The sequence below is a fragment of the Halomonas sp. 3H genome (assembly GCF_024206005.1).
Classification (GTDB): domain Bacteria; phylum Pseudomonadota; class Gammaproteobacteria; order Pseudomonadales; family Halomonadaceae; genus Halomonas; species Halomonas campaniensis.
The window spans coordinates 321,952-346,809 of record NZ_CP100360.1 but is presented as its reverse complement, the minus strand read 5'-3'; the positions used below and the strand labels follow the sequence as shown (position 1 = coordinate 346,809).

The window sequence follows — 24,858 nt, the reverse complement described above, 5'->3', positions numbered from 1 at the left end:
CCCGAAGGGCGGCCTTGTCTCTTCGGCAGGATGGTCCGCTCAGAGCGACAGCACCTTGTCCCCGCGGGCGATGCCGGAGACCCCGGTACGCGCCACCTCGAGGATCCCCACCGGCGCCATGGCCTGCAGGAAGGCATCCAGCTTGCCGGCGTCGCCGGTGATCTGCACGGTGTAGAGGCTCGGCGTCACGTCGACGATCTGCGCACGGAAGATATCCACGGTGCGCTTCACCTCGTCGCGGGCCGCCCCCAGCGCCTTGACCTTCACCAGCATCAGTTCACGCTCGATGTGGTTGCCCTCGGTGAGGTCCACCAGCTTGACCACGTCGATCAGCTTGTTGAGATGCTTGGTGATCTGTTCGATCACCCGGTCGTCCCCCACCGTGGTCACGGTCAGTCGCGACAGGGTCTCGTCCTCGGTGGGCGCCACGTTCAGCGTCTCGATGTTGAAGTTGCGCTGAGAGAACAGCCCCACCACGCGAGACAGGGCGCCCGGTTCGTTTTCCATCAGAATCGAGATGATATGGCGCATCAGGTCCGCTCCGTCTTGGAAAGCAGCATGTCACGCATGGCGCCCAGCGGCACCTGCATCGGATAGACGTGCTCGTGCGGGTCGACCGCCACGTCGAGGAACACCAGCTCGTGCTTGTCGGCAAAGGTTCTCTCCAGTGCCGGCTCGAGCTGGTCGAGGGTCTCGACCTTCAGCGCGGTGAAGCCATAGGACTCGATCAGTTTCTGGAAGTCGGGCAGCGACTCCATGTAGGAGTGGGCGTGACGGGACTTGTAGTTCAGGTCCTGCCACTGCCGCACCATCCCCAGCGAAGCATTGTTCAGGTTGACGATCTTCACGCCGCCACCGAACTGCTTACAGGTGGAGAGCTCCTGCATCATCATCTGGAAGCTGCCCTCGCCGGTCACGCAGATCACCTCCTCGTCCGGGAAGTTCTGCTTGATGCCCATGGCCGCCGGGAAGCCGAAGCCCATGGTGCCGAGACCGCCCGAGGTGATGAAGCGGTTGGGCTTGTCGAACTTGTAGTACTGGGCCGCGAACATCTGGTGCTGGCCCACGTCGGTGGTCACGTAGGCCTCGCCGCGGGTGAACCGGCACAGCGCCTCGATGACCTCCTGGGGCTTGATGGCCTCGCCGGGCTTCGAGGGCTCGTAGAGCCTGCCGACCCGCTCCTCGCGCCAGCCGTCGATCTTCTGCCACCACTCGGCCAGGGCCTCGGGGTGGGCGATCTCCTTGCCCTGCACCAGGCTGATCATCTCGCTGATCACGCTGCCGGCCGGCCCCACGATGGGCACGTCGGCCCGCACGGTCTTGGAGACCGAGCTCGGGTCGATATCCACGTGGATGATCTTGGCCGTGGGGCAGAACTTGGAGGTGTTGTTGGTCACCCGGTCATCGAAGCGCGCGCCGATGGCGATGATCAGGTCGGCATGGTGCATGGCCATGTTGGATTCAAAGGAGCCGTGCATGCCCAGCCAGCCGAGACACTGGCGATCGCTCTGCGGATAGGAGCCGATGCCCATCAGGGTAGTGGTGATGGGGTAGCCCAGCCGCTTGACCAGGTCGGTCAACCCTTCACTTGCCCGCCCGGTCACCACGCCACCGCCGGTGTAGAACACCGGGCGCTTGGCCTTGAGCATCATCTCCACGGCCTTCTTGATCTGGCCGCTGTGCCCGCGGGAGACCGGGTTGTACGAGCGCATCTTGACCTTCTTCGGGTAGACGTACTCGTAGCGCTCGGTGGGGGCGGTCATGTCCTTGGGAATGTCCACCACCACCGGGCCCGGGCGGCCGGTCGCTGCCAGGTAGAAGGCCTTCTTCAGCACTTCCGGAATCTCGGTCGGATGCTTGATCGAGAAGCTGTGCTTCACGATGGGGCGTGTCACGCCGATGATGTCGGTCTCCTGGAAGGCGTCGTCGCCGATCAGGTGGCTCATCACCTGGCCACACAGCACCACCATCGGGATCGAGTCCATGTAGGCGGTGGCGATGCCGGTGACGGCGTTGGTCGCGCCGGGACCGGAGGTGACCAGCACCACGCCGGGCTTGCCGGCGGCTCGGGCGTAGCCGTCGGCGGCGTGGGTGGCGGCCTGTTCGTGGCGTACCAGGATGTGCTTGACCTTGTCCTGACGGAACAGGGCGTCGTAGATGTGCAGCGCCGCGCCGCCTGGATAGCCGTAGATGTATTCGACGCCCTCATCCTGGAGGAAGCGGGCGATCATGTCCGCGCCTGAAAGCAATTCCACTGATGTCTCTCCCCTGGAGGTCTCGAGTGCGATCCGTGTCTCGAATGCGGGACACGGGGTCGAGTGCGACGGTATGTCGCTGCCGGCCTCGCCGGCACCTGATGCCAAACCCTGGCTTGTTCGGCCCTGTTGGGGCCTGCACTCTCATCGCGGCGGATCGCCGCGTCGGGGCGTTGGTCAGGACGGGCGGTTGGCCCGAGCCTGGAAGTCCTTCGGCGGGTAGAGGCCATGGGGCCTACCCTTCGCGCGGGAGTGGGGGGTCGCCCGCAGAGTTCCGCGCCCGCAAATCAGGAAGGGCCAAGATTCCATTAGCGACACAACGGTGTCAACCGCGGAAAAGGCGTGAGTGGGCCGACGCGCCCGGCGCGACGGCATAAAAGAGCCCGCCGGGCTGGGTGCCGGGCGGGCAAGGGGGTTACAGGACGCAACCTGATTTCAGTGTAGACAGTTGCCGACCGGACGCCCGGTCGGCACGGTAACGCTTTGTTGGGCTCAGCTCTGGAACACCAGCTGGTCGCCCTCCGCCTCCACGTGGATGACATCGCCGGGCGAGAACTTGCCGGCCAGCAGGTCCTGGGCCAGCGGGTTCTCGATGCGCGCCTGGATCGCCCGCTTGAGCGGCCGCGCCCCGAACACCGGGTCGAATCCCGCCTCGGCCAGCAGGCCCAGCGCCGCCTCGCTGACCTCGAGGGAGAGGTCGTGCTCGGCGAGCCGCGCGCGCAGGCGGTCGAGCTGGATCTCGGCGATCGCCTGGATCTGCGCCTGGCCGAGGGCGTGGAACACCACCACCTCGTCGATGCGGTTGATCAGCTCCGGACGGAAGTGGTCGCCGACCACCGCCATCACCATCTCCTTCATCTGCGCATAGTCGCTGTCGTCGCCGCCCATGCGCTGGATGATGTCCGAGCCCATGTTGGAGGTCATCACGATCACCGTGTTGCGGAAGTCCACGGTGCGGCCCTGTCCGTCGGTCAGGCGTCCATCCTCCAGCACCTGCAGCAGGATGTTGAAGACATCGGCGTGGGCCTTCTCCACCTCGTCGAGCAGCAGCACCGAGTAGGGCTTGCGGCGCACCGCCTCGGTCAGGTAGCCACCCTCCTCGTAGCCCACATAGCCGGGGGGCGCGCCGATCAGCCGGGCCACGGAGTGCTTCTCCATGAACTCCGACATGTCGATGCGCACCATCGCCTCCTCGGTGTCGAAGAGGAAGTGGGCCAGTGACTTGCAGAGCTCGGTCTTGCCCACCCCGGTCGGGCCGAGGAACAGGAAGGAGCCGTTGGGACGGTTGGGGTCGGCCAGCCCGGCGCGGGAACGGCGCACGGCGTTGGCTACCGCGGTCACCGCCTCGTCCTGGCCGATCACCCGCTCGTGCAGCGCCTCCTCCATGCGCAGCAGCTTGTCGCGCTCGCCCTCGAGCATCTTGGAGACCGGGATGCCGGTCCAGCGCGATACCACCTCGGCGATCTCCTCCTCGGTGACGTTGGAGCGCAGCAGCTGGTGCTTGGAGGTATCGGCCTCGCCCTCCCCGGCCTCGGCGATCTTCTTCTCGAGCGCGGGGATCACCCCGTACTGGATCTCGGACATCCTCGCCAGGTCACCCTGGCGACGCGCCTGTTCCAGATCGACGCGGGCCCGGTCGAGCTCGTCCTTGAACTGGGCCGCGCCCTGGATGCTGGCCTTCTCGGCCTTCCAGATCTCGTCGAGGTCGGCGTACTCCCGCTCGAGTTCGCCGATCTGCTCCTCCAGGCTCTCCAGGCGCTTCTTCGAGGCCTCGTCGCTCTCCTTCTTGAGGTGCTCGCGTTCCATCTTCAGCTGGATCAGCCGGCGGTCGAGGCGATCCATCTCCTCGGGCTTGGAGTCGAGCTCCATGCGGATGCGCGAGGAGGCCTCGTCGATCAGGTCGATGGCCTTGTCGGGCAGCTGGCGGTCGGTGATGTAGCGGGTCGAGAGCTTGGCCGCGGCGATGATCGCCCCGTCGGTGATGTCGACGCCGTGGTGCACCTCGTAGCGCTCCTTGAGGCCGCGCAGGATCGCCACGGTGTCCTCCTCGGAGGGCTCGTCCACCAGCACCTTCTGGAAGCGGCGCTCCAGGGCGGCATCCTTCTCGATGTACTTGCGGTACTCGTCGAGGGTAGTGGCCCCCACGCAGTGCAGCTCGCCGCGGGCCAGGGCGGGCTTCAGCATGTTGCCGGCGTCCATGGCGCCCTCGGCCTTGCCGGCACCCACCATGGTGTGCAGCTCGTCGATGAACAGGATCACCCGGCCCTCCTCCTGGGCCAGCTCCTTGAGCACCGACTTGAGGCGCTCCTCGAACTCGCCGCGGAACTTGGCCCCGGCCAGCAGCGCACCCATGTCCAGCGACAGCACGCGCTTGTCCTTGAGACCCTCCGGCACCTCGCCGTCGACGATGCGCTGGGCCAGCCCCTCGACGATGGCGGTCTTGCCCACGCCGGGCTCGCCGATCAGCACCGGGTTGTTCTTGGTGCGCCGCTGCAGCACCTGGATGGTGCGACGGATCTCGTCGTCGCGACCGATCACCGGGTCGATCTTGCCGCTGGCCGCCCGCTCGTTGAGGTCCAGGGTGTACTTCTCCAGTGCCTCGCGCTGGTCCTCGGCGTTGGGGTCGGCGACCCTCTCGCCGCCGCGCACGCTGTCGACGGCGGCCTCCAGCGACTTGCGGGTCACCCCCGCCTGGGTCAGCAGCCGGGTCACCGCGTGGCCCATCTCCAGCGCGGCCAGCAGCACCAGTTCGCTGGCGATGTACTGGTCGCCGCGCTTCTGGGCCTCGCGGTCGGTGAGATTGAACAGCTTGATCAGGTCACGGGAGGGCTGCACCTCGCCGTCGAAGTGGGCGACCTTCGGCAGGTCATCGAGGTGGCCCGTCAGGCCCTCGCGCAGCCGCGCGGCGTCGCCGCCGGCCTTCTGCACCAGCGCCTTGACGCCGGTGTCGGTGGCCTCCAGCAGCGCCAGCAGCAGGTGCCCGGGTTCCAGCTGGTTGTGGCCGCGGCCCACGGCCAGGGACTGGGCGTCGGCCACGGCGTTCTGCAGCTTGGCGGTGAACTTGTCGAAACGCATGAAACCTTCCTCCATCGGGGTGGCGGCGCGCTTGGACGCACCGCTTGGCCCTGTCAATTCGTCTTGACACATTCAATGGAGTCAGGCTGGCCGGCTTTCAAGTCGGTCGCCAGGGGAAGCGCGTGGCAAGTTGACGCGGATCAAGGCAAAAGGAGTCACTCGAGGCTTTTCCGGCGACAGGTCTGCGAGGGGGCGCTGTAAATACGTCCGTGTACGCTACCTCGGCCATCCCTGGTCCTCGGACCCCCTCTTCGACCTGTCCCCGGCGCCTCTCGCTTGACGCCACTGAGATGGCCCTGGGGTTTTATTGGCGCTTGTAGCTCGGCGCTTGGCGCTATCGCAGCCAGATCACGCTGGCCATGCGCCCGGTACGGCCATCGTCGCGGCGGTGGGAGTAGAAGCGCGGCTCGCAGGCGGTGCAGAAGTGGCCGCCGCTGATGTGCGACACGCCCAGGCGCTCCAGGCGCAGGCGCGCCAGGCGGTAGAGATCCGCCATGTAGTGGCCCAGGCGATAGGGGCTGGGGTCGAAGGCATCGACCGCCTCGGGGTGCACGCCGACGAAGGCCTGCTGCACCTCGGGGCCGACCTCGAACTGGGCGTTGGAAATCGCCGGGCCCAGCCAGGCGAGCTGCTCCTCCGCCGGCACGCCAAGCGCGGCCACCGTGGCTTCCAGCACGCCCCCGGCCAGCCCGCGCCAGCCGGCATGGGCCACCGCCACCCGGGTGCCGCGACGGTCGCTGAAGAATACCGGCAGGCAGTCGGCGGTGAGCACCACGCAGGCGTAGTCGCGGTCGAAGGCCACCGCGGCGTCGGCCTCCGGGGGGTGGGCCTCATAGGCGTGCTGCACCCGCGCGCCATGCACCTGGTCGAGCCACAGCAGCGGGCGCTCGTCGTCCACCTGCTTCTGCAGCAGCCGCCGGCACAGCGCCACGTGGTCGGCGTTGTCGCCCACATGCTCCGCCGGGTTGAAGCAGGCGAAGTCCCCCTGGCTGGGCCCCGTCTCGCGGGTGGTCACGAAGGCCCCCACCGTAGTGGGCGCCGGCCAGTCAGGCAGGATCAGGGTCGGGCGCAGGTCAGGGGCGTCGCTCATGGCGGATTCCTTGGCGCAGGGGTGTCAGCGCATCGTGGCGTGGTCTTCGCGCAGGTAGTCGACCAGCATCAGCATGTCATCGGGCAGCGGCGAGCGGAAGGTCACCCGCTCGCCGCTGCCGGGGTGCACGAAGGCCAGCTTGCGGGCATGCAGCGCCTGGCGCGGGAACTCGCGCAGGATCTCCTTGAGCGGCTCGGCGGCCCCGGGCGGCAGCTTCAGCCGCCCACCGTAGACCGGGTCGCCCACCAGGGGATAGCGCAGGTGGGCCAGGTGCACGCGGATCTGGTGGGTACGGCCGGTCTCGAGCCGGCAGCGCACATGGGTATGGGCGCGGAAGCGCTCCACCACCCGGTAGTGGGTCACCGCCGGCTTGCCGGAGGCCGTCACCGCCTGGCGCTTGCGGTCCTTGGGGTGGCGACCGATGGGCGCTTCCAGGGTGCCGCCGGCGGTCATCGTCCCCACGCACACGGCATCGTACTCCCGCGACACCGTGCGGGCCTGCAGCTGCTCGACCAGCGCCGTCTGGGCGGCCAGGGTCTTGGCCACCACCATCAGGCCGGTGGTGTCCTTGTCCAGGCGGTGCACGATGCCCGCCCGCGGCACGCCGGCAAGCGAGGGGCAGTGGTGCAGCAGCGCATTGAGCAGGGTACCGTCGGGGTTGCCCGCCGCCGGATGGACCACCAGCCCGGCCGGCTTGTCGATCACCAGCACCTCGTCGTCCTCGTGGACCACGTCGAGGGGGATCTCCTGGGGCTCGAAGCGGGTGTCGTCCTCCACCTCGGCGGTCAGCTGCAGCTGCTCGCCGCCATAGACCTTGTCCTTCGGCCTGGCGGGATTGCCGTCGACGGTCAGCTCCCCCGACTTGATCCAGGCCTTGAGGCGCTCACGCGAGTGGTCCGCGAACAGTTCGGCCGCGGCCTGGTCCAGGCGCAGGCCGGCCATGGCGTCGGGAACGCGTTGCTGTGCTTCCAGGGTCTGGGACATGAGCGAGAGGGAGCCCGTATGCAGGTGTCGTGGTCGGGATGCCGCCGAACCACTGCGTTTTGCCACGCAGTGCTTTATAGTGAGCGGGTTTCAGGTCGATTCTAACACGGCCAATCCGCGTTGTTTGCCACGAGGATCACGATGCGCGTTTTCACCCCCACTGCCCGTCTCGCGGCCCTGCTGCTGGCCTCCACCCTGCTGGTGGGCTGCGCCAGCAGCGGCTCCACCGAGGAAGAGGACGAGTTCGCCGGCGTTGCCGAGCGCGAGCTCTACGAGGAGGCGCGAGGCTCCCTGGAGCGGCGCAACTTCACCGCCGCCATCACGCGGCTCGAGGCCCTGGATACCCGCTTCCCGTTCGGCAACCACGCCGAGCAGGCGCAGCTGGAGCTGATCTACGCCTACTACGAGACCAGCGACTGGGAGGCCGCCCGCGCCGCCGCCAGCCGCTTCATCCGGCTGCACCCGAGCCATCCCCAGGCCGACTACGCGCTCTACATGCGCGGCCTGTCCTCCTGGCAGGCGGGCCGCTTCAGCCTCGAACGCCTGAAGCTGATCGACATCTCCAAGCGCGACCTGGGCGCCTCACGGGACGCCTACACCGACTTCAGCGAGCTGGTGCGGCTCTACCCGAACAGCGAGTACGCCCCCGACGCCCAGCAGCGCATCGTCTACCTGCGCAACCTGATGGCCCGCCATGAGCTCCACGTGGCCGACTACTACCTGCGCCGCGGGGCCTACCTGGCCGCCGTGGAACGCGGCCGCTGGGTGATCGAGAACTACCCGGAGACCGAGGCGACCCGCGACGCCCTGGCGGTGATGGTGGAGGGCTACCTGGGCCTGGAGATGCGCGACCGTGCCCGGGAGGTGCTCGACGTGCTGATCGAGAACGCCCCGCGGCACGATCAGCTCCGCGGCCGCACCTTCGAGCCCAGGCACGTGCGCGCCCAGTCGCTGTCGGCCTGACGCCGAGCGCCGAGCGCCGAGCGCCGAGCGCCGAGCGCCGAGCGCCGAGCGCTCCAGGATGCTGCCCCCATCGCTACCGGCGTCAACGAAGAACCCCCGCCGAGGTCGAGTCGACGGGGGTTCTCGTTTTCTACCTCAACACCTGCCGACCGTTGCTGAGCGGCTGGGCGCTCGGCGCTTTCCGCTAGGCGCTATGGGTCACTCCCCCGGCTGCCAGCCGTTGACGATGGGATAGCGACGGTCGCGGCCGAACCCGCGGCGGGTGACCCGCACGCCCACCGGCGCCTGACGGCGCTTGTACTCGCAGCGGTCCACCAGCCGGACCACCTTGTAGACGTCGTCGCGGCCGAAGCCAGCCTCGATGATCGCCTCGGCGCTCATGTCCCCCTCGATGTAGCGCACCAGGATGGCATCCAGGGTGTCATAGTCGGGCAGCGAGTCGCTGTCCTGCTGGTCGGGCGCCAGCTCCGCCGAAGGGGGCCGCTCGATCACCCGCTCGGGGACCGCCGGCGACTGGGTATTGCGCCAGCGCGCCAGGCGGTAGACCCAGGTCTTGTAGACGTCCTTGATGGCGTTGTAGCCGCCCACCATGTCGCCGTAGAGCGTGGCGTAGCCCACCGCCATCTCGCTCTTGTTGCCGGTGGTCAGCACCATCAGGCCCTTCTTGTTGGAGATGGCCATCAGCAGCACGCCGCGACAGCGCGACTGCAGGTTCTCCTCGGCGGTGTCACGTTCGGTGCCCTCGAAGGTCTTCGCCAGGGTGGCCATGAAGGCCTCGACCATCGGTTCGATGGGCATCACCTCGTAGGCCACCCCCAGCATCTCCGCCTGCTCGGCGGCATCCTGCTTCGAGATGTCCGCGGTGTAGTGGTAGGGCATCATCACCGCATGCACGCGCTGCGGGCCCAGGGCATCCACCGCGATGGCCAGCGAGAGCGCCGAATCGATGCCGCCGGAGAGACCCAGCACCACGCCCTCGAAGCCGCTCTTGTTGACGTAGTCGCGCAGGCCGGTGACCAGCGCGCAGTAGAGGTTCTCCTCCGGCTCGACCTCTGGCTCGGTCTCGCCCGGCCGGGGCACCCAGCGCCCCTTCTCCCGCACGAACTGCACCGGCATCAGGCCCACCGCCCAGTGGGGCGCCTGGACCATCAGCTCGCCCTGGGCATTCACGCAGGCCGATCCGCCGTCGAATACCAGCTCGTCCTGGCCGCCGATGGTGTTCACGTAGACCAGCGGCAGCGCCACCTCGGCGGCCCGCTCCTCCAGCAGCCGCAGCCGCTCGGCGGGCTTGTCCTGATGGAAGGGCGAGGCATTGAGGCTGATCAGGATCTCGGCGCCGGCGGCCTTGGCGGCGCGGGCCGGTCCGCCGTCCCACAGGTCCTCGCAGATCAGCAGGCCCAGCTTCGCCCCCTTGTGATCGATCACCAGCGGCTCGCGCCCGGCGGCGAAGTAGCGCTGCTCGTCGAACACCTGGTAGTTGGGCAGCGCCTGCTTGGCGTACTCGCCCAGCCACTCGCCGTTGTAGAGCACGCCGGCCAGGTTCCAGGTCTGCCCCTCGCGGCGACCGGGATAGCCGACGATCACCAGCACGTCGCGCACCACCTTCTCGGCCATGCGCGTGCGGGCGGCCCGCAGGCGGGTCTCCATGGAGGGCCGCAGCAGCAGGTCTTCCGGCGGGTAGCCGGTCAGGAACAGCTCGGGCAGCACCACGATGTCGGCGCCATGCTCGATGCGCGCCTCGCGCACCGTCTCGATGGCACGATCGGTGTTGCCGGGAATGTCCCCGACCAGCGGGTCGAGCTGAGCCATCACCAGCGTCAGGTCTTGCATGGGCGTAGAAATCTCTCGAGAATCGATGGATAGCCTCCATTGTCCCGCAAGGGCGGCCGACTGGCAAAGCCGACCACCCCCACCTGGGAGTCCCCACAGGAATGAACCTCTTGCTGATCCGCCTGATCATCTTCGCCGTGCTGTTCTTCGCCGGCCTCAAGCTCTATCGCATGTACCGGGAGTGGAAACTCGACCGCGAGGAACTGCTGGAAGGTGACGACCGCCAGGAGGGCGGACGGATGGTACGCTGCACCTGGTGTCAGGTGCACGTGCCCGAGACCGACGCCCTGCGCGAACAGGGCGAGTGGTTCTGCTCGAGCGCCCACCGCGACCGATACCTGGAAGAGAAGCGCACCGACGAGGAGTAGCGCGAGCGCTACCCCTCCCTTCCCAGGCGATAGGGCGCCGGGTCGACGATCGGCTCGCGTCCCAGCAGCTGGTCCACCAGCAGGCGCGTCGAGGCCGGCGCCAGCACCAGGCCGTTGCGGTAGTGCCCGGCATTGACGTGCAGGTTCGCCACCCCCGGCACCGCGCCGATGAACGGCACCCCGTCCGGCGAGCCGGGCCTCAGCCCCGCCCAGTGGTGCTCCACCTCGCACCCCGCCAGCGCCGGCACGATGGCCACCGCACTCTCCCACAGCGACTCGCGCGACGCGGCGTCGATCGTCTTGTCGAAGCCGGCCTCCTCGAGGGTGGAACCCGCCAGCACCCGACCGTCCGCCCGGGGAATCACATAGCGTCCGTCCATCAGCACCACCCGCCGGACGAGCCCCGGCGGCGCCCGGAACAGGATCATCTGCCCCTTCACCGGGCGCACCGGCAGGCTCACGCCCAGCGGCACCAGCAGTCCGGCGGCCCAGGCCCCGCCGCAGACGATCACCTGATCACCGGTCACCTCGCCATCCGTGGTCACCACCGCCTCGACCCGCCCCGCAGCCCTCCGGAAGCCGGTCACCTCGCAACCCTCGCGCAGCGTCACCCCCGGCATGGCGGCCAGTCGGGCATGGAGCGAGCGGACCAGCCGCGGATTGCGGATGCTGCCCAGGGTGGGCATCCACAGCGCCTCCTCGAGGCCGGGAGCCACCTCCGGCTCCTTGGCATAGAGGAAGCCGGGTCCCACCCGCTCCAGCGGCTTGCCGACCTCCCGCGCCCAGGCCATGGCACGGGCCTCGTCGTCCACGCGCAGGTAGAGCAGCCCTCGCTGGCGGTACTCGGGATCGACGCCCGTCTCCTCCAGCAGGCGCAGGGCCAGTTCGGGGTAGTAGCCCTCCGACCAGGTGGAGAGCCGCGAGACCGGCGCGCTGTAGCGCCAGGGGTAGAGCGGGGAGACGATGCCACCACCGGCCCACGAGGCCTCGCGGCCGCAGCGACCGCGCTCAACCAGGGTCACCGAATGGCCGGCATCGGCCAGCTGCAGCGTCGTCATCATGCCGATGACGCCGCCACCCACGACAAGAAATTCGCTCACAGGACGTGTCCGTTATCGCTGACAGGGGACTGGCGAGGCTTGGCTAGGGTGAAGAGACCACCCGCCGGTCAAGGAGCCCACTCCGGGAGGGCATCATGTGCCCCGCAACACCCTGCCGCTACCGCCACGCCAGCCGTTACCATACCGGCGCTCGCCGGGGGCTGGCAAAGCCCTGCCCGCCCCGGCATCAGCATGGGCTGACGCTGATCGAGCTGATCACGGCCATCGCCGTGCTGTCGATCCTGGTCACCTGGGCGATACCCGGCTTCCAGCAGTTCACGGCACGCAACGAGGTCGCGGCCGAGGTGATGCGCATCAAGTCGGCGCTGGCGATGGCCAAGAGCACCGCGGTGACACGACGACAGGTGATTGCGGTCTGCCCGGTCACCTCCCCCGACGCGGATCAGTGCGAGAAGCACGACTGGAGCCTGCCCATCGCCATACTGGATGGCCATGCCACCGCCGGCGACCTGGCGGGGGTGGAGATCCTCAAGGTCGTCGAGCCCAGCGGTGGCCCCGAGATCGGCTTCAACCGTGACTACCCGATTCGCTTCCAGTCGACGGGCTGGAGCCGGGGCCACAACGGCACCTTCACCATCTGCGGCAGGCACGGAAGGGCGGTGGAGGTCATCATCAGCAATATGGGACGCGTCAGGGTACCCGAGGACCAGTCGGCAGAATGTTGAGGCGGCAAGGCTAGGGACAAGCAGAACAAGCAGGAACGGGGCGCGCCATGCCGGAACGACACTGCGGCCGACTCGAGAGGGAGCGGCGAATCGATAAAGGGCGGGGATGGTGCCGGCACCAGGAGTCGAACCCGGGACCTACTGATTACAAGTCAGTTGCTCTACCAACTGAGCTATGCCGGCAATGCGACGCGATGGGCTCGCGTGGAGGATGGGCATCCTCTGAGCGAGAAAGACCGTGAACCCACGTTCACGGTCTTTCGGAATCGAGGTTGGCGATGGCTGGGGTACCAGGATTCGAACCTGGGAATGCCGATACCAAAAACCGGTGCCTTACCACTTGGCGATACCCCAGCAGTGTGGTGGCCAGAGACGGAATCGAACCGCCGACACGGGGATTTTCAATCCCCTGCTCTACCAACTGAGCTATCTGGCCGCTGCCAACGGTGCGTATTAAACCCCAACCGACTTTCCGCGTCAACCCCTTCCGTTTCAAAACGATGGCCGCCGCCGGACCGGGGCAGGGCTCAGCTCTCCCGCGGCACGTAGCCCTCCGCCTGGTCGGTCTCGCGGTTGTCGAGGAAGCGCTCCATCTGCTCCATCAGGTACTCCCGGGCCGACGGCTCGAGCATGTTGAGGTGCTTCTCGTTGATCAGGCGGGTCTGCAGTGCCTGCCACGCCTCCCAGGCCTGCTTCGACACGCTGGCCTGGATCTCCTGCCCCTTCTTGCCGGGCAGGGGCGGAAACGGCAGGGCCTCGAGCTCCTGTTGGTACTTGCGACAGAAGACGGTCTGGCTCATGGGACTCTCCTCGTGAGGACCGGGGGTCAGGGGCCCGCCGGTGCGGTGAGCGAAAAGGGCGACAGCGAGTCCAGCAGGGCCTTGACCGGCGCCGCCAGGCCGATGCTGTCGGGATCCTGTGGATCGTACCAGCGCCGGGCCTCGCCCACCGAATCCAGGGCGCCGATCTGCGCCGGCTGCGGGGTGATCTCCAGGCGGAAATGGCTGAAGACGTGGGTGAAGGGCGTCCGCGGGGCCTCCAGCCGGCTGCCCGGGGCCTGGGTATCGAGCCAGGCCTGAAGCGCCGCCTCGTCGTCGAACTGCGGCAGGCTCCAGAGCCCACCCCAGAGGCCACTGGCCGGCCGCTGCTCGAGCAGCACCCTCCCCCGGGCATCGCGCAGCAGCAGCATGCGGGTGGTCCGGGTGGGCAGCGCCTTGCTCGGCTTCGACTCCGGGAAGCGGCGCTCCTCGCCGCGGGCGTGGGCCACGCAGACGTCCGCGAAGGGACAGCGCCCGCACGCCGGAGTGCCTCGGCGGCAGAGCGTGGCCCCCAGGTCCATCATCGCCTGGGTGTAGTCGACCAGGCGCTCATCGGGCGTGTAGTGCTCGGCCAACGCCCACAGGCGACGCTCCACCGCCGGGCGGCCGGGCCAGCCCTCCACCGCATGCAGGCGGGCCAGGCTGCGCTTGACGTTGCCGTCGAGGATCACCGCCCGGCGCCCGCTGCTCTGAGCGATGATGGCCCCCGCAGTGGAGCGGCCGATGCCGGGCAGCGCCGCCAGCGCCTCGATGTCCATGGGAAACTCACCGCCGTGCGTGTCGAGGATCACGCCAGCCGCCTTGTGCAGGTTGCGCCCCCGGGCGTAATAGCCGAGCCCCGTCCACAGGTGCAGCACCTCGTCCTGATGCGCGACCGCCAGCTCGCGAACCGTCGGGAAGCGCGCCATGAAGCGCTCGAAGTAGGGGATCACCGTGGCCACCTGGGTCTGCTGCAGCATGATCTCCGAGACCCACACCCGGTAGGGCGTGCGCCGGTGCTGCCAGGGCAGGTCGTGACGGCCGTGCACGTCGAACCAGTCCAGCAGGCGCCGCTGGAAGGTCTCGGGAGCGAGAACGGGATCAGGCATCTCTGTCATGCGGCCTCCATGGCAGGGCCGGGAACCGGCGAAAAAAAGCGCCGACACGATGGCCGGCGCAGGGACTGACTTTGCTCAGTTGAAGAGACCACGCAAGGCGTCGCGGAGTTCCCTGCCGGCATCCTCGCCCACGCGCTCGTCGAGGCGCTCCAGCGCCCCCTCCAGGCGACGCTCGACCTCCTCGCCGGCGCGGCGGCCCGCCTCCTCGCGCAGCAGGTCCGCCACCGTCTGCTGGAAGGCCGAGCGGTCGAAGCGACACCACTCGCCGCTGTCGCCGCCCAGGCTGCCCTCGCAGCGCACCGGGAAGGGCACCCGCTCCAGGCGTGGGTTGACCCGGCAGGCCGCATCGGCGGAATCCACGAAGCGGGCCGCGGCACGCAGCTCGAAGCGCTCGCTGGTCAGGTCGAGCCAGCCTTCGCCACCCATCTCGATACCGGGGAGGGTGATCAGCAGGTCATCGCTGCTGGCAGTGCCGTCGCGAAGCTGGAAGCTGGCCTCGGCACGCTCGAAGCGGGTGTCGGGATGCCAGTCGCGGGTGGAGGTCTCCCCCTCCAGGGTCGCCACCGCCGTGCACAGCTCCCGGGAGACGTTGACGTCGAGGATGGCGCCGTCCTCGATGCTGGAGGTGATCTGCCCGTCCAGCTGGCGCTTGAGCGCCGGCCAGGTATTGCCGCGGGAGGTGAGCTCCCCCTCGGCGTTGAGGCGGCCGCGCAGCGGTGACGGCTCCTCGCCCAGCGCCTCGAGCAAGGCGTCGGTGCGCACCCGGTCGATCCGCGGCGCCAGCTGCCAATGGGTGGGATCGCGGGTCAGGTCGAGCGCCCCGCTGGCCGATAGGCTGCCCTCGTAGAAGCTCGACGTGAAGTCGACCAGCTGCTGGCGACCATCACGGCCCGACAGCGCCAGCGCCACGTCGCGAAAGTCGAGCCCCGCCAGGGTCAGGCGCCCCAGGGTGAGCTGACCCTCGAGGTCGAGGGCCGCCAGCCAGTCGACCGGTAACAGGGCGCCCGGTTCGACGGCATGGGCACGGGCGATGCCCGGCACGCCGACGGCCGATGCCGTGTCACCGTCCGGTTCGGCAGGCGGCAGGTAGGCGTCCAGGTCCAGGCGATCGCCCTGCAGGTCGAAGTCGAGCAGCCGGCCATCGAGGCCCGCCTCCAGGCGGCCGGTGAAGGTGCTGTCGTCCAGCACCAGGGTCAGCCCGGTCAGGGCGAGGCGCTCCAGGTCGCCCTGCAGGGGACTGGTCAGGGCCACGTCGGAAAGCGCCTCGGTGTCGGCCATGGCCGGCAGCGCATCGAAGCGCTCGAGCCAGGGGCGCAGCGACATCGGCGCCAGCCTCAGCTGGCCGCCGTAGGTCGGTGCCTCCAGGAGGCCCTCCAGGTTGAGGTTGCCGCTCAACCGCAACCCGTGCTCGCCGGTCAGCTCCAGGTCCCGCAGCTGGGCCGTCTGGGCGTCCCGATCGGCCTCCAGGGCGAACACCAGCGTCAGCGGCAGGGCCGATTCCCCGAGGGCGGGGTGGGCGAAGCTGCCCTCGAGCCGCCCCTCCTCCAGGTTCAGGCGTCCCTGGGTGACGTCGACCGTCAGCTGGCGGCTCTGCAGCCCCAGGGTCTGCTCGCCCTCGAGCCCCGCCACCCGGCTGCGGGTGTTCAGCGCCAGGGCCTCGAAGACATAGCGTCGCTCGGCCAGCCCGAGGGTGACACGGCTCTCCAGGGTGATATCGCTCGAGAGTCGGGGAGCGCCCTCCTCCGCCTCCCAGGCCAGGTCGTCATGGCTGACCAGCCGGAAGTTCGCGCGCAGCGGGAAGGGGCGGCGCGGGTTGACGTTGCTGCCGGTGATGCCGACCTCCTCGAGGCGCAGTTCCTGGCCAGCCCCTAGATCGCGGTAGGTCACCTCGCCATCGCGGACCTGGACGCTGGCGATGTTGAGTGCCACCGCCAGCCCCCCTTCGCCGCCGGGAACCGGCCCCGCGGTGGCGCTCGCCGGGGCCAGGACCTCCTCGGCGGCCTCGCTGCGCTCGGCGAGACGCTCCATCAGGGACTCCCAGTTGCCGCGCCCCGTCTCGTCGCGCTCCAGGTTCAGGTGCATGCCATCGAGGGTCAGCCCGTCGATGGCGATCTCGCCACGCAGCAGCGGGCCGAAGGCGAGGCTGACCTCGGCTCGGCGGAAGGCGACGAAGGAGGCCTCCTCCTCGACCTCCTGCTCCGGCAGCCAGGCCTCGGCCTTCTCGACGCTGACGCCCAGCCGCGGGTAGAAGGACCAGGTCAGCGGGCCCTCCAGGGCCAGCTCCAGGCCGCTCTGCTCGCGCACCACCTCGATCAGCCGGGGCTTGAGGTCCTCGGGGTCGAAGAAGGTAGTGACGTAGACCACCGCCGCCACCGCCACCAGGGCGAGGATACCGACGGCGGCCAGCAGGGTTCGCAGCAGGCGCTTCATGAGGGGTCTCCCTGGCCGATCCGCACGAGCTCATAGTGGTCGCCGTCACGGGTCACCCGGAAGCCGAGCCGCGACAGCAGCACCTGGTCCGCCATCTGCAGCTGGGCGGCTTCCGCACGCAGCGGGCGCCCCTCGGCCCCGGCGGCCGCGCCGACCAGCAGCAGCAGCCGCGAGCCCACGCCGCGGCGCCGGGTGGGCTTGCGCACGCAGAAGTGCGACAGCCACCAGGCCACACCGTCATCGCGCACCGCGACGGCGCCCAGCAGGCGGTCATTGAAGCGGGCACAGAGGAAGGCGTGGCCGGCGGCCAGGTGGCCGTCGATGAAGGCGTCGACCGCGGCGGGCAGGCGCTCCTGGGGGGCGTCGGCGTAGATGCGGGCGAGGTCGACCTGCGCCTGGGCATCCGCTTCCCAGGCGGCGCGATCGACATGGTGGAGTGTCACCGGCATAGAAGGATCTCCCTGGGCCGGGGCGGCGTGGGTCGCCGCCGCGCGATGGGGTGCATTGTAGCGGATGGGGTCGGCGATTCTCTATAATGGCAGGTTCCGGGCGACGGGCAGGGATCCGTCGCCGCCCAGATGCCTCAGGCCGGTGTCCGCCATCGGCCTCCCTTCGACATGCGCCAAGGCGCTGGAGATGCACCATGTCCGAGCGTATCGCCACGGTCAGCCGCGACACCCAGGAGACCCAGATCACCGTCACCGTCAACCTCGACGGCAGCGGGACGCTGGCCTGCGAGACCGGCGTGCCCTTCCTCGACCACATGCTCGACCAGGTGGCCCGCCACGGCCTGGTCGACCTCGAGATTCGGGCGGTGGGCGACCTGCACATCGACGATCACCATACGGTCGAGGACCTGGGCATCACCCTGGGCCAGGCCTTCGCCAGGGCGATCGGCGACAAGCGCGGCATCCGCCGCTACGGCCACGCCTATGTGCCGCTGGATGAGGCGCTCTCCCGCGTGGTCATCGACTTTTCCGGCCGTCCCGGCCTGTTCATGGACGTGGAGTTCACCCGCGCCACCATCGGCCGCCTGGATACCCAGCTCTTCTGGGAGTTCTTCCAGGGCTTCGTCAACCACGCCATGGTCACCCTGCATATCGACAACCTGAAGGGCTTCAACGCCCACCACCAGGCGGAGACCATCTTCAAGGCCTTCGGCCGCGCCCTGCGCATGGCCGTGGAACCCGACCCCCGCATGGCCGGCCAGATGCCCTCCACCAAGGGCTGCCTGTGAGGCCGCGCAACGATCACACGAGGAGCGCCCCATGACCATTGCCGTCATCGACTACGGGATGGGCAACCTGCATTCCGTCGCCAAGGCACTGGAGCACGTCACCCACGAACACGTGATCGTGACCCGCGACCCCCGCTGCATCCGCGGCGCCACGCGGGTGGTGCTGCCCGGTCAGGGCGCCATCCGCGACTGCATGGGCGAGCTCGAGAAGACCGAGCTACGTGGCATCGTCGAGGAGCTGCTGACTCGCCAGTCCAAGCCGCTGCTGGGCATCTGCGTGGGCCAGCAGATGTTGCTCGACCACAGCGAGGAGAACGGCGGCATCGACTGCCTGGGCTTCCTCGGCGGCGAGGTGAAGCGCTTCCCGCCCGACATGCAGGACGACCACGGCCGGCGCCTCAAGGTCCCGCACATGGGCTGGAACCTGGTGCACCAGCACCGCGACCACCCGCTGTGGGCCGGCATCGACCAGGACGAGCACTTCTACTTCGTCCACAGCTACTACGTCGAGGCCAGTGACGACGCCACCGTCTTCGGCACCACCGACTACGGCCGCATCAATGCCCACGTGGCCATCGGCCGCGACGCCACCTTCGCCGTGCAGTTCCACCCGGAGAAGAGCTCCCGGGCCGGGCTCAGGCTGCTGGAGAACTTTGTCAACTGGGCGCCCTGAGCCGCGCCTGGTCAACTGGGCGCCTCGAACTGCGCCTGGTCAACTGGGCGTCTCGAACTGCGCCTGGTCAACCGGGCGCCCCGAACCGCGCCCGGCCCACTGGGCGTTCCGACCCCCGCCGTCCAGAACACGGATCAACAGGACACTGACATGCTGGTAATCCCCGCCATCGATCTCAAGGACGGCAAGTGCGTCCGCCTCAAGCAGGGCCGGATGGACGAGGCCACCACCTACGGCGACGACCCGGTGGCCATGGCCGAGCGCTGGGTCAAGGCCGGCGCCCGTCGCCTGCACCTGGTCGACCTGAACGGCGCCTTCGAGGGCAAGCCGGTCAACGGCGAGGCCGTCACTGCCATCGCCCGCCGCTGGCCCGACCTTCCCATCCAGATCGGCGGCGGCATCCGCAGTGCCGAGACCATCGAGCACTACCTGGCCGCCGGGGTGTCCTATGTGATCATCGGCACCAAGGCGGTCAAGGAGCCCGCCTTCGTCGGCGAGATGTGCCGCGCCTTCCCGGGGCACGTGATCGTCGGCCTGGATGCCCGCGACGGCTTCGTGGCAACCGACGGCTGGGCCGAAGTCTCCCAGGTGAAGGCCGTGGACCTGGCGAAGCGCTTCGCCGACGACGGCGTCTCCAGCATCGTCTACACCGACATCGCCCGAGACGGCATGATGAACGGGGTCAACGTCGAGGCCACCGCGACCCTGGCCCGGGACGGCGGCCTGCCGGTGATCGCCTCCGGCGGTGTCACCAACCTCGACGACCTGCGTGCCCTGGTGGCCGCCGGCGAGCCGGGGATCCTGGGCGCCATCACCGGACGCGCCATCTACGAGGGCAGCCTGGACGTGGCCGAGGGCCAGCGGCTGTGCGATGAACTGACTGCAGGGCTCGATCGAGCCGGGAGCTGACCATGGGACTCGCCAAACGCATCATTCCCTGCCTCGACGTGGACGCCGGCCGCGTGGTCAAGGGCGTCAACTTCATCGGCATCCGCGACGCCGGCGACCCGGTGGAGATCGCCCAGCGCTACAACCAGCAGGGCGCCGACGAGATCACCTTCCTCGACATCACCGCCAGCCACGAGGACCGCGACACCACGGTGGAGATGGTCGAGCGCATCGCCGGCGAGGTGTTCATCCCGCTCACCGTGGGCGGCGGCATCCGCACCTGCGATGACATCCGCACCATGCTCAACGCCGGTGCCGACAAGGTCTCCATCAATACCGCCGCGGTGACCAATCCCGAGTTCGTGCGCGAGGCCGCCGAGCGCTTCGGCAGCCAGTGCATCGTGGTGGCCATCGACGCCAAGCGGGTCTCCGCCGAGGGCGAGGCGCCGCGCTGGGAGATCTTCACCCATGGCGGGCGCCGCCCCACCGGCCTGGACGCCGTGGAGTGGGCGAGGAAGATGGTGGAGTACGGTGCCGGCGAACTGCTGCTGACCAGCATGGATCGCGACGGCACCAAGGCCGGCTTCGACCTGGGCGTGACCCGCGCCATCGCCGACGCCGTCAGCGTCCCGGTGATCGCCTCCGGCGGCGTGGGCAACCTCGACCACCTGGTCGAGGGCGTGCTCGAGGGCGGCGCCGATGCGGTGCTGGCCGCCAGCATCTTCCACTTCGGCGAGTACACCATCCCCGAGGCCAAACGCTACATGGCCGAGCGCGGCGTCGAGATGCGGCTCTGAGCGCCGGCGGAGACGACAGGATGTCACGGCGCCCCGGACTGACCGCCCTGCTGCCGGGCCTCATGGCCCTGCTGGCCGCCTCGCCCGCCCCGGCGGAGATGGCCGGCGGCTGGCGGGAGCGGCTGGACTGGCCGCCGGCCATGGAGCTGAGCCATGTGCTGGTACAGACCGGCCTCTACACCGACCACTTCAGCCCCGACCCGGATCACACCAACAACCAGCAGCTGATGGCCGTCGAGCTGCACAACCCCGAGCTGTGGTTCACCGGGCTGGCCCGCTTCAAGAACTCCTTCGGGCAGGACTCCCACTACCTCTACGTGGGTCGGGAGCTGCCGATCTGGGAGTCCGGAGACACCCGCGTGCGCGCCAAGCTCACCGCCGGCGCCCTGCACGGCTACCGCGGCGAATACCGCGACAAGATCCCCTTCAACCGCCACGAGGTCGCCCCGGCCATCCTGCCCACGGTGGGCGCCAGCTGGAAGCGCCTGGAGGCCGATCTGATCGTGTTCGGCGCCGCCGGCCTGATGGTCACCGCCGGCTGGCGTTTCTGAGCACCGCTACTCGGCGGAGAGCCCCAGGTTGCTGACGCCCTCGTTGCGCCCCAGCCGGCGCAGCGCCTTGAGTTCGTCGCGGCCCAGGGGCGCCTCGACGGCCTCCAGCACCGCATCCTGGAAGTCGTTCTCGTCCGCCATCAGCGGATGCTCGCGCACCAGGGCGGCCAGGCGCTCGCCGTCCTCCTCGCCCTCGGTCAGCTCGATGAAGGCCCTGACGCCCCCCCGGGATGCGCGACTCACCTCCAGTACCGCCTCGGGCGCCTCGCCCTGCAGGGTGTCGAGCAGCGCCGAGAGCGCCGCCACCGCCTCGGTGGCGCGCCGCGCCCCGAAGCTGTCGTCCCCCTCCGGCGGCGCCAGCTCCGCCAGCTTCTCCGCCTGCAGCGCGAAGTCGATCCTCGCCTCCCTGACCGAGAGGCGCTCCCACACCAGGTCGAGGATGGCACGCAGCGCCTGCGGCTTGCCGAGGCCGGCGGTCTGGGCATAGAGGGCATAGTTGGGCAGCAGCCGCTCGCACAGCGCCGCCATGAAGGCCTGCTGCGCGCGAGGCTCGAGTTCCTGCAGGCGCTGATGGAAACCGCTCATGGACTCTCCTTGGACTCACACTGTCGAAATCTCGTTGAACCGCGAGGGGCGTCGGGAGCAGGCCGCTGGGGAGGGTTCACGGCCACATCCGCTCCGCTGGCGCGCGGCCGCGGGCATCCAGCAGGACCCCCTCGGCGGCCAGGCGCTCGCGCTGCTCGATGGCGCCGGGATGGTCGGCCAGCCGGCGCGAGGCGGTGATCACCCGGAACCAGGGCAGCCCGTGGCCCTCGGGCAGCTCGCGCAGGGCGCGGGCCACCAGCCGGGGCGTGGCGCCCTCGGTCATCGCGGCGATCCGCCCGTAGGTGGTCACCCTCCCGGGGGGAATGGCCGCCAGGATCGTCAGTATCTGTTCACGCAGCACCGGCTTCATGTACCCTTGCGCCCCCTGTCGGCTGCAACCCCAAGATGGCGAGGTTCCCATGCACCTTCACCTGCTCCAGCACAGCCCCCACCAGGGGCCGGCTCGCCTGGCCGACTGGCTCTCCAGCATGGGGCACAGCCACACGATCTTCCATCTGGACGCGGGCGAGACGCCGCCGCGGCTCGGCGACTGCGATGCCCTGGTGCTGCTCGACGGCCCCGTCGCCCCCCCGGACCCTGACGCCTGCCCCTGGCTCCCGCGCGAGCGCAAGCTGGTCGAGCGTGCCCTGGACAGCCGCAAGCCGCTGCTCGGCATCGGCTTCGGCGCCCGGCTGATTGCCGAGTCGCTGGGCGCCGTGGTCGGCCACGGGACCTTCGCCGAGACCGGCTGGCACCGCGTCACCCTGGCGCCGGAGAGCCCGCTGGACCTGCCCGAGCAGTTCGATGCCTTCATGTGGCACCGCGAGGTCTTCGCCCTGCCCGCGGACGCGCAGCCGCTGGGCGGCAGCGATGCGAGCCCGCTCCAGGGCTTCAGCTGGGACGCCGGTCGGGTGGTGGGCCTTCTCTGCCACCTGGAGGCCACGCCCGAGAGCGTGGCGGCGCTGCTCGCTCATGGCGCCCAGCCCGAGGGCAGCGACCGCAGCCCTCACGCCCAGTCACCCGAGGCCATGCTGGCCGACCCGCAGCGCTTCGTGCACCTGGCGCCGCTGCTCGACCGGGTGCTCAGCCAGTGGCTGCGCCAGGCAGCAAACTGACCCTGTGGTCAGCGAGGGCGCCGGGAACAAGCCGAAGAGGAGGTCCGGAGACCAGGAAAGGCGGAGGTAGCGTACAGGGACGTATTCACAGCGCCTCCTCGAAAGCTTGTTGCCGGGTCAGCCCCGAGCGTCGTCAGTCTCCGCAACTGATTCATTGTCCACGTACTCCGGAATTGCCCACTGCTCCTCGGACCACTGCCGGGCCACCGCCAGGCAGCTCTCCCAGTCACCCACGTGGAGGAAGCGCTGCTCGGGGTGCTTCTCCAGCTGGTAGCGATACATGGGGTCGTAGTATTCGGTGAGCAGCGGCGCCAGCCACGCCTCGTGGGCCTGGCGGTTGCCGCGCTCGTGCTCGCGGAAGGCCAGCGCCTGGAGGCGCTGCAGGCGGTCTAGCCGGGCGCGACCGAGCCGCTTCCTGAGCCGGGCCAGGGAGGCGGCAAGCTGCCGGCGCATCAGCGACCAGCCCAGCCACTCCCCGCACTGCTGCCGATAGACCTCCCAGAGGTCATCGATGTAGTCCTTGTGAATCTGCGCCAGCCGCCAGTCCAGGGGCATCTCCACCCGCAGCCGCGGCGCCTGCTCCATCGCCCGCCAGAACGCCAGGGGCACATTGGCGGCGCCGATATGGCGCGACTCGTCCTCCACTACCAGCGGGCCGGGCAAGTCCAGCAGGCGCCGCCCGACGGCGTGCTCGAAGTCGATCTGGCTCGGGGCCGGCAGCGGGTGACGCCCGAAGGCCGAGCCCTTGTGGCGGGCGCAGCCCTCCAGGTCCAGGCCGTTATCCAGGGCCTGGATCAGCGCGGTCTTGGCACAGCCGGTGAGGCCCCCCACCACCAGCAGCGGCTGCTCGGCGGCGGCATCGATCCGCGCGCAGAGCGCCTGGCGCATCGCCTTCCAGCCCCCGCGGATGCGCGGGCGGGTGATGCCCGCCTCGCTGATCCACTGCTGGGCGATCTGCGAGCGCAGCCCACCGCGGAAGCAGTAGACGATGGCATCGGGATGGCGTTCGAGCTGTGCCATCCAGGCCTCGACCCGAGCACGCTTGATGCCACCGCTGACCAGCCGCTGGCCCAGGGCGATGGCGGCCTGCTGGCCGCGCTGCTTGTACTCGATGCCGACCAGGTGGCGCTCCTCGTCGTCCATCAGCGGCAGGTTCACGGCACCGGGCAGCGCGCCCTGGGCGAACTCCACCGGGGCGCGCACGTCGATCAGCACGCGCCCCTCGCGCAGCAGGGCCAGGTCGGGCTCGACCAGCGGCAGGTCGCTCATCCCCGCACCTCGATCAGCCCGGGGCCGCTGGCCTTCACCACCTCGCCGAAGGGCTTGAGCTCGATGCCGTGGGCGCGGCCGATGCGCTCCACGTCATCCTCCCAGGAGGGATGCACGGAGAGCAGCAGGCCGCCGGAGGTCTGGGGATCGCACAGCCATTGCCAGTGGGGCTCGTCCATCTCGGGCAGGCTCTCCCCCAGCGCCTGGCGGTTGCGCAGGGTGCCACCGGGTACTGCCCCCTGGCGCCGGTAGGCCTCCGCCTCGGCGAGCCGCGGCAGCCGGCGGAAATCCACCCGCGCCGCCACCCCGCTGGCCGCGCAGATTTCGGCCAGGTGGCCGGCCAGGCCGAAGCCGGTGACGTCGGTCATGGCATTGACGCCCTTCACCCTGGCCAGCTCCACGCCGATGCGGTTGGACTTGAGCATGGTCTCCCGGGCCAGGCCCTGGTGGCCGGCCTCGAGCCGCCCCTGCTTCTCGGCGGTGGTGAGCATGCCCACCCCCAGCGGCTTGGTGAGGAACAGCAGGTCACCCGGCTTCGCCCCCTTGTTGAGCTTGAGGTGCTCGAGGTCGACCAGGCCGTTGACCGCCAGGCCGAAGATCGGCTCGGGGGCGTCGATGGAGTGGCCGCCGGCCAGCGCCAGGCCCAGCTCGCGGCATACCGCCTGGGCGCCCGCCAGCACGTCACCGGCCACCTCCGCGGGCAGCTTGTCCAGCGGCCAGCCGAGGATGCCCAGCGCCAGTACCGGCGTGCCGCCCATGGCGTAGACGTCGCTGATGGCGTTGGTGGCGGCGATCCGGCCGAAGTCGAAGGGGTCATCGACGATGGGCATGAAGAAGTCGGTGGTGGCGATCATGCCGCGGCCGTCACCGAGATCGTAGACGGCGGCATCCTCGCGCCCCTGGTTGCCGACGATCAGCCGGGAATGGGAGGCGCCCGGGCCGGCCTTGGCCAGGATGCCGTCCAGCACGTCGGGAGCGATCTTGCAGCCGCAGCCGGCACCGTGGCTGTACTGGGTCAGGCGGATGGCGCTCATCGTGTTCTCCTTG

General features: G+C 69.4%; 24 protein-coding genes and 3 tRNA genes. 9 read left to right on the top strand and 18 right to left on the bottom strand.

Annotation, left to right across the window (positions count from 1 at the left end):
- Positions 1-39: 39 nt before the first annotated feature.
- The 5 genes from ilvN to rluD form a co-directional block, all read right to left on the bottom strand.
- Complete coding sequence (gene ilvN, locus NFC98_RS01735; RefSeq protein ID WP_183334361.1) at positions 40-531, bottom strand: acetolactate synthase small subunit; 492 nt, start codon at positions 529-531, stop codon at positions 40-42.
- Positions 531-2,255: an acetolactate synthase 3 large subunit gene (locus tag NFC98_RS01730; protein ID WP_254276484.1), complete on the bottom strand. Its 1,725-nt coding sequence runs from the start codon at positions 2,253-2,255 to the stop codon at positions 531-533. The genes ilvN and NFC98_RS01730 overlap by 1 nt, the downstream gene beginning before the upstream one ends.
- A 492-nt stretch (positions 2,256-2,747) precedes the next feature.
- On the bottom strand, positions 2,748-5,330 hold the full coding sequence (gene clpB / locus NFC98_RS01725) for an ATP-dependent chaperone ClpB (protein WP_254276483.1): 2,583 nt from the start codon (positions 5,328-5,330) through the stop codon (positions 2,748-2,750).
- Positions 5,331-5,664: 334 nt separating this feature from the next.
- On the bottom strand, positions 5,665-6,420 hold the full coding sequence (pgeF, locus tag NFC98_RS01720) for a peptidoglycan editing factor PgeF (protein WP_254276482.1): 756 nt from the start codon (positions 6,418-6,420) through the stop codon (positions 5,665-5,667).
- Positions 6,421-6,444: 24 nt separating this feature from the next.
- Complete coding sequence (gene rluD / locus NFC98_RS01715; RefSeq protein ID WP_254276481.1) at positions 6,445-7,404, bottom strand: 23S rRNA pseudouridine(1911/1915/1917) synthase RluD; 960 nt, start codon at positions 7,402-7,404, stop codon at positions 6,445-6,447.
- Between the two features lie 141 nt (positions 7,405-7,545).
- Between rluD and NFC98_RS01710 the strand changes: the two genes are divergently transcribed.
- The gene (locus NFC98_RS01710; RefSeq protein ID WP_183334355.1) at positions 7,546-8,367 is read left to right on the top strand and encodes an outer membrane protein assembly factor BamD; all 822 of its coding nucleotides are present in this window, start codon (positions 7,546-7,548) and stop codon (positions 8,365-8,367) included.
- Between the two features lie 198 nt (positions 8,368-8,565).
- Here the strand turns inward: NFC98_RS01710 and NFC98_RS01705 are convergent, their stop codons facing one another.
- Positions 8,566-10,197 (bottom strand): NAD+ synthase, encoded by a 1,632-nt coding sequence (locus NFC98_RS01705; RefSeq protein ID WP_254276480.1) that lies wholly within the window; start codon positions 10,195-10,197, stop codon positions 8,566-8,568.
- Positions 10,198-10,298: 101 nt separating this feature from the next.
- Between NFC98_RS01705 and NFC98_RS01700 the strand changes: the two genes are divergently transcribed.
- The gene (locus tag NFC98_RS01700) at positions 10,299-10,565 is read left to right on the top strand and encodes a PP0621 family protein (RefSeq protein WP_254276479.1); all 267 of its coding nucleotides are present in this window, start codon (positions 10,299-10,301) and stop codon (positions 10,563-10,565) included.
- 8 nt (positions 10,566-10,573) lie between these two features.
- Here NFC98_RS01700 and thiO read toward each other — a convergent pair whose 3' ends face one another.
- The gene (gene thiO / locus NFC98_RS01695; protein ID WP_254276478.1) at positions 10,574-11,665 is read right to left on the bottom strand and encodes a glycine oxidase ThiO; all 1,092 of its coding nucleotides are present in this window, start codon (positions 11,663-11,665) and stop codon (positions 10,574-10,576) included.
- Between the two features lie 95 nt (positions 11,666-11,760).
- Between thiO and NFC98_RS01690 the strand changes: the two genes are divergently transcribed.
- Complete coding sequence (locus NFC98_RS01690; protein ID WP_254276477.1) at positions 11,761-12,351, top strand: GspH/FimT family pseudopilin; 591 nt, start codon at positions 11,761-11,763, stop codon at positions 12,349-12,351.
- Positions 12,352-12,458: 107 nt separating this feature from the next.
- Here NFC98_RS01690 and NFC98_RS01685 read toward each other — a convergent pair.
- The 7 genes from NFC98_RS01685 to NFC98_RS01655 form a co-directional block, all read right to left on the bottom strand.
- Positions 12,459-12,534: transfer RNA gene (locus tag NFC98_RS01685), tRNA-Thr, on the bottom strand.
- A gap of 96 nt (positions 12,535-12,630) precedes the next feature.
- A tRNA-Gln gene (locus NFC98_RS01680) sits at positions 12,631-12,705 on the bottom strand.
- Between the two features lie 6 nt (positions 12,706-12,711).
- Positions 12,712-12,787, bottom strand: a tRNA-Phe gene (locus NFC98_RS01675).
- A 91-nt stretch (positions 12,788-12,878) separates the two neighbouring features.
- Positions 12,879-13,151 (bottom strand): oxidative damage protection protein, encoded by a 273-nt coding sequence (locus NFC98_RS01670; protein ID WP_254276476.1) that lies wholly within the window; start codon positions 13,149-13,151, stop codon positions 12,879-12,881.
- A 26-nt stretch (positions 13,152-13,177) separates the two neighbouring features.
- On the bottom strand, positions 13,178-14,266 hold the full coding sequence (gene mutY, locus NFC98_RS01665) for an A/G-specific adenine glycosylase (RefSeq protein ID WP_254276475.1): 1,089 nt from the start codon (positions 14,264-14,266) through the stop codon (positions 13,178-13,180).
- A gap of 75 nt (positions 14,267-14,341) precedes the next feature.
- A complete protein-coding gene (locus tag NFC98_RS01660; protein ID WP_254276474.1) occupies positions 14,342-16,696 on the bottom strand; it encodes an AsmA family protein in 2,355 nt (784 codons plus the stop codon).
- Positions 16,693-17,145: an acetyl-CoA sensor PanZ family protein gene (locus tag NFC98_RS01655; protein ID WP_254276473.1), complete on the bottom strand. Its 453-nt coding sequence runs from the start codon at positions 17,143-17,145 to the stop codon at positions 16,693-16,695. The genes NFC98_RS01660 and NFC98_RS01655 overlap by 4 nt, the downstream gene beginning before the upstream one ends.
- 194 nt (positions 17,146-17,339) lie before the next feature.
- Between NFC98_RS01655 and hisB the strand changes: the two genes are divergently transcribed.
- The 5 genes from hisB (at position 17,340) to NFC98_RS01630 (ending at position 20,842) form a co-directional block, all read left to right on the top strand.
- Positions 17,340-17,933, top strand: coding sequence for an imidazoleglycerol-phosphate dehydratase HisB (gene hisB, locus NFC98_RS01650; protein ID WP_254276472.1), 594 nt, complete (start codon positions 17,340-17,342; stop codon positions 17,931-17,933).
- Between the two features lie 31 nt (positions 17,934-17,964).
- Positions 17,965-18,606 carry an imidazole glycerol phosphate synthase subunit HisH gene (gene hisH, locus NFC98_RS01645; RefSeq protein WP_254276471.1) on the top strand — a complete coding sequence of 214 codons (642 nt, stop codon included), beginning with the start codon at positions 17,965-17,967 and terminating at the stop codon, positions 18,604-18,606.
- A 150-nt stretch (positions 18,607-18,756) separates the two neighbouring features.
- A complete protein-coding gene (gene hisA, locus NFC98_RS01640) occupies positions 18,757-19,515 on the top strand; it encodes a 1-(5-phosphoribosyl)-5-[(5-phosphoribosylamino)methylideneamino]imidazole-4-carboxamide isomerase (RefSeq protein WP_254276470.1) in 759 nt (252 codons plus the stop codon).
- 2 nt (positions 19,516-19,517) lie between these two features.
- A complete protein-coding gene (hisF, locus tag NFC98_RS01635; protein ID WP_254276469.1) occupies positions 19,518-20,291 on the top strand; it encodes an imidazole glycerol phosphate synthase subunit HisF in 774 nt (257 codons plus the stop codon).
- Between the two features lie 20 nt (positions 20,292-20,311).
- Complete coding sequence (locus NFC98_RS01630) at positions 20,312-20,842, top strand: hypothetical protein (RefSeq protein WP_254276468.1); 531 nt, start codon at positions 20,312-20,314, stop codon at positions 20,840-20,842.
- Between the two features lie 6 nt (positions 20,843-20,848).
- Here the strand turns inward: NFC98_RS01630 and NFC98_RS01625 are convergent, their stop codons facing one another.
- Both NFC98_RS01625 and NFC98_RS01620 read right to left on the bottom strand, forming a co-directional pair.
- A complete protein-coding gene (locus tag NFC98_RS01625; protein WP_254276467.1) occupies positions 20,849-21,427 on the bottom strand; it encodes a YjaG family protein in 579 nt (192 codons plus the stop codon).
- A 76-nt stretch (positions 21,428-21,503) separates the two neighbouring features.
- The gene (locus NFC98_RS01620; protein ID WP_254276466.1) at positions 21,504-21,797 is read right to left on the bottom strand and encodes an MGMT family protein; all 294 of its coding nucleotides are present in this window, start codon (positions 21,795-21,797) and stop codon (positions 21,504-21,506) included.
- 49 nt (positions 21,798-21,846) lie between these two features.
- On the opposite strand from NFC98_RS01620, the gene NFC98_RS01615 reads away from it, so the two are divergent.
- The gene (locus tag NFC98_RS01615; RefSeq protein WP_254276465.1) at positions 21,847-22,542 is read left to right on the top strand and encodes a type 1 glutamine amidotransferase; all 696 of its coding nucleotides are present in this window, start codon (positions 21,847-21,849) and stop codon (positions 22,540-22,542) included.
- A 117-nt stretch (positions 22,543-22,659) separates the two neighbouring features.
- Here NFC98_RS01615 and mnmH read toward each other — a convergent pair whose 3' ends face one another.
- Both mnmH and selD read right to left on the bottom strand, forming a co-directional pair.
- Positions 22,660-23,811, bottom strand: coding sequence for a tRNA 2-selenouridine(34) synthase MnmH (mnmH, locus tag NFC98_RS01610; RefSeq protein WP_254276464.1), 1,152 nt, complete (start codon positions 23,809-23,811; stop codon positions 22,660-22,662).
- Positions 23,808-24,845 (bottom strand): selenide, water dikinase SelD, encoded by a 1,038-nt coding sequence (gene selD / locus NFC98_RS01605; protein WP_254276463.1) that lies wholly within the window; start codon positions 24,843-24,845, stop codon positions 23,808-23,810. The genes mnmH and selD overlap by 4 nt, the downstream gene beginning before the upstream one ends.
- Positions 24,846-24,858 lie beyond the last annotated feature (13 nt).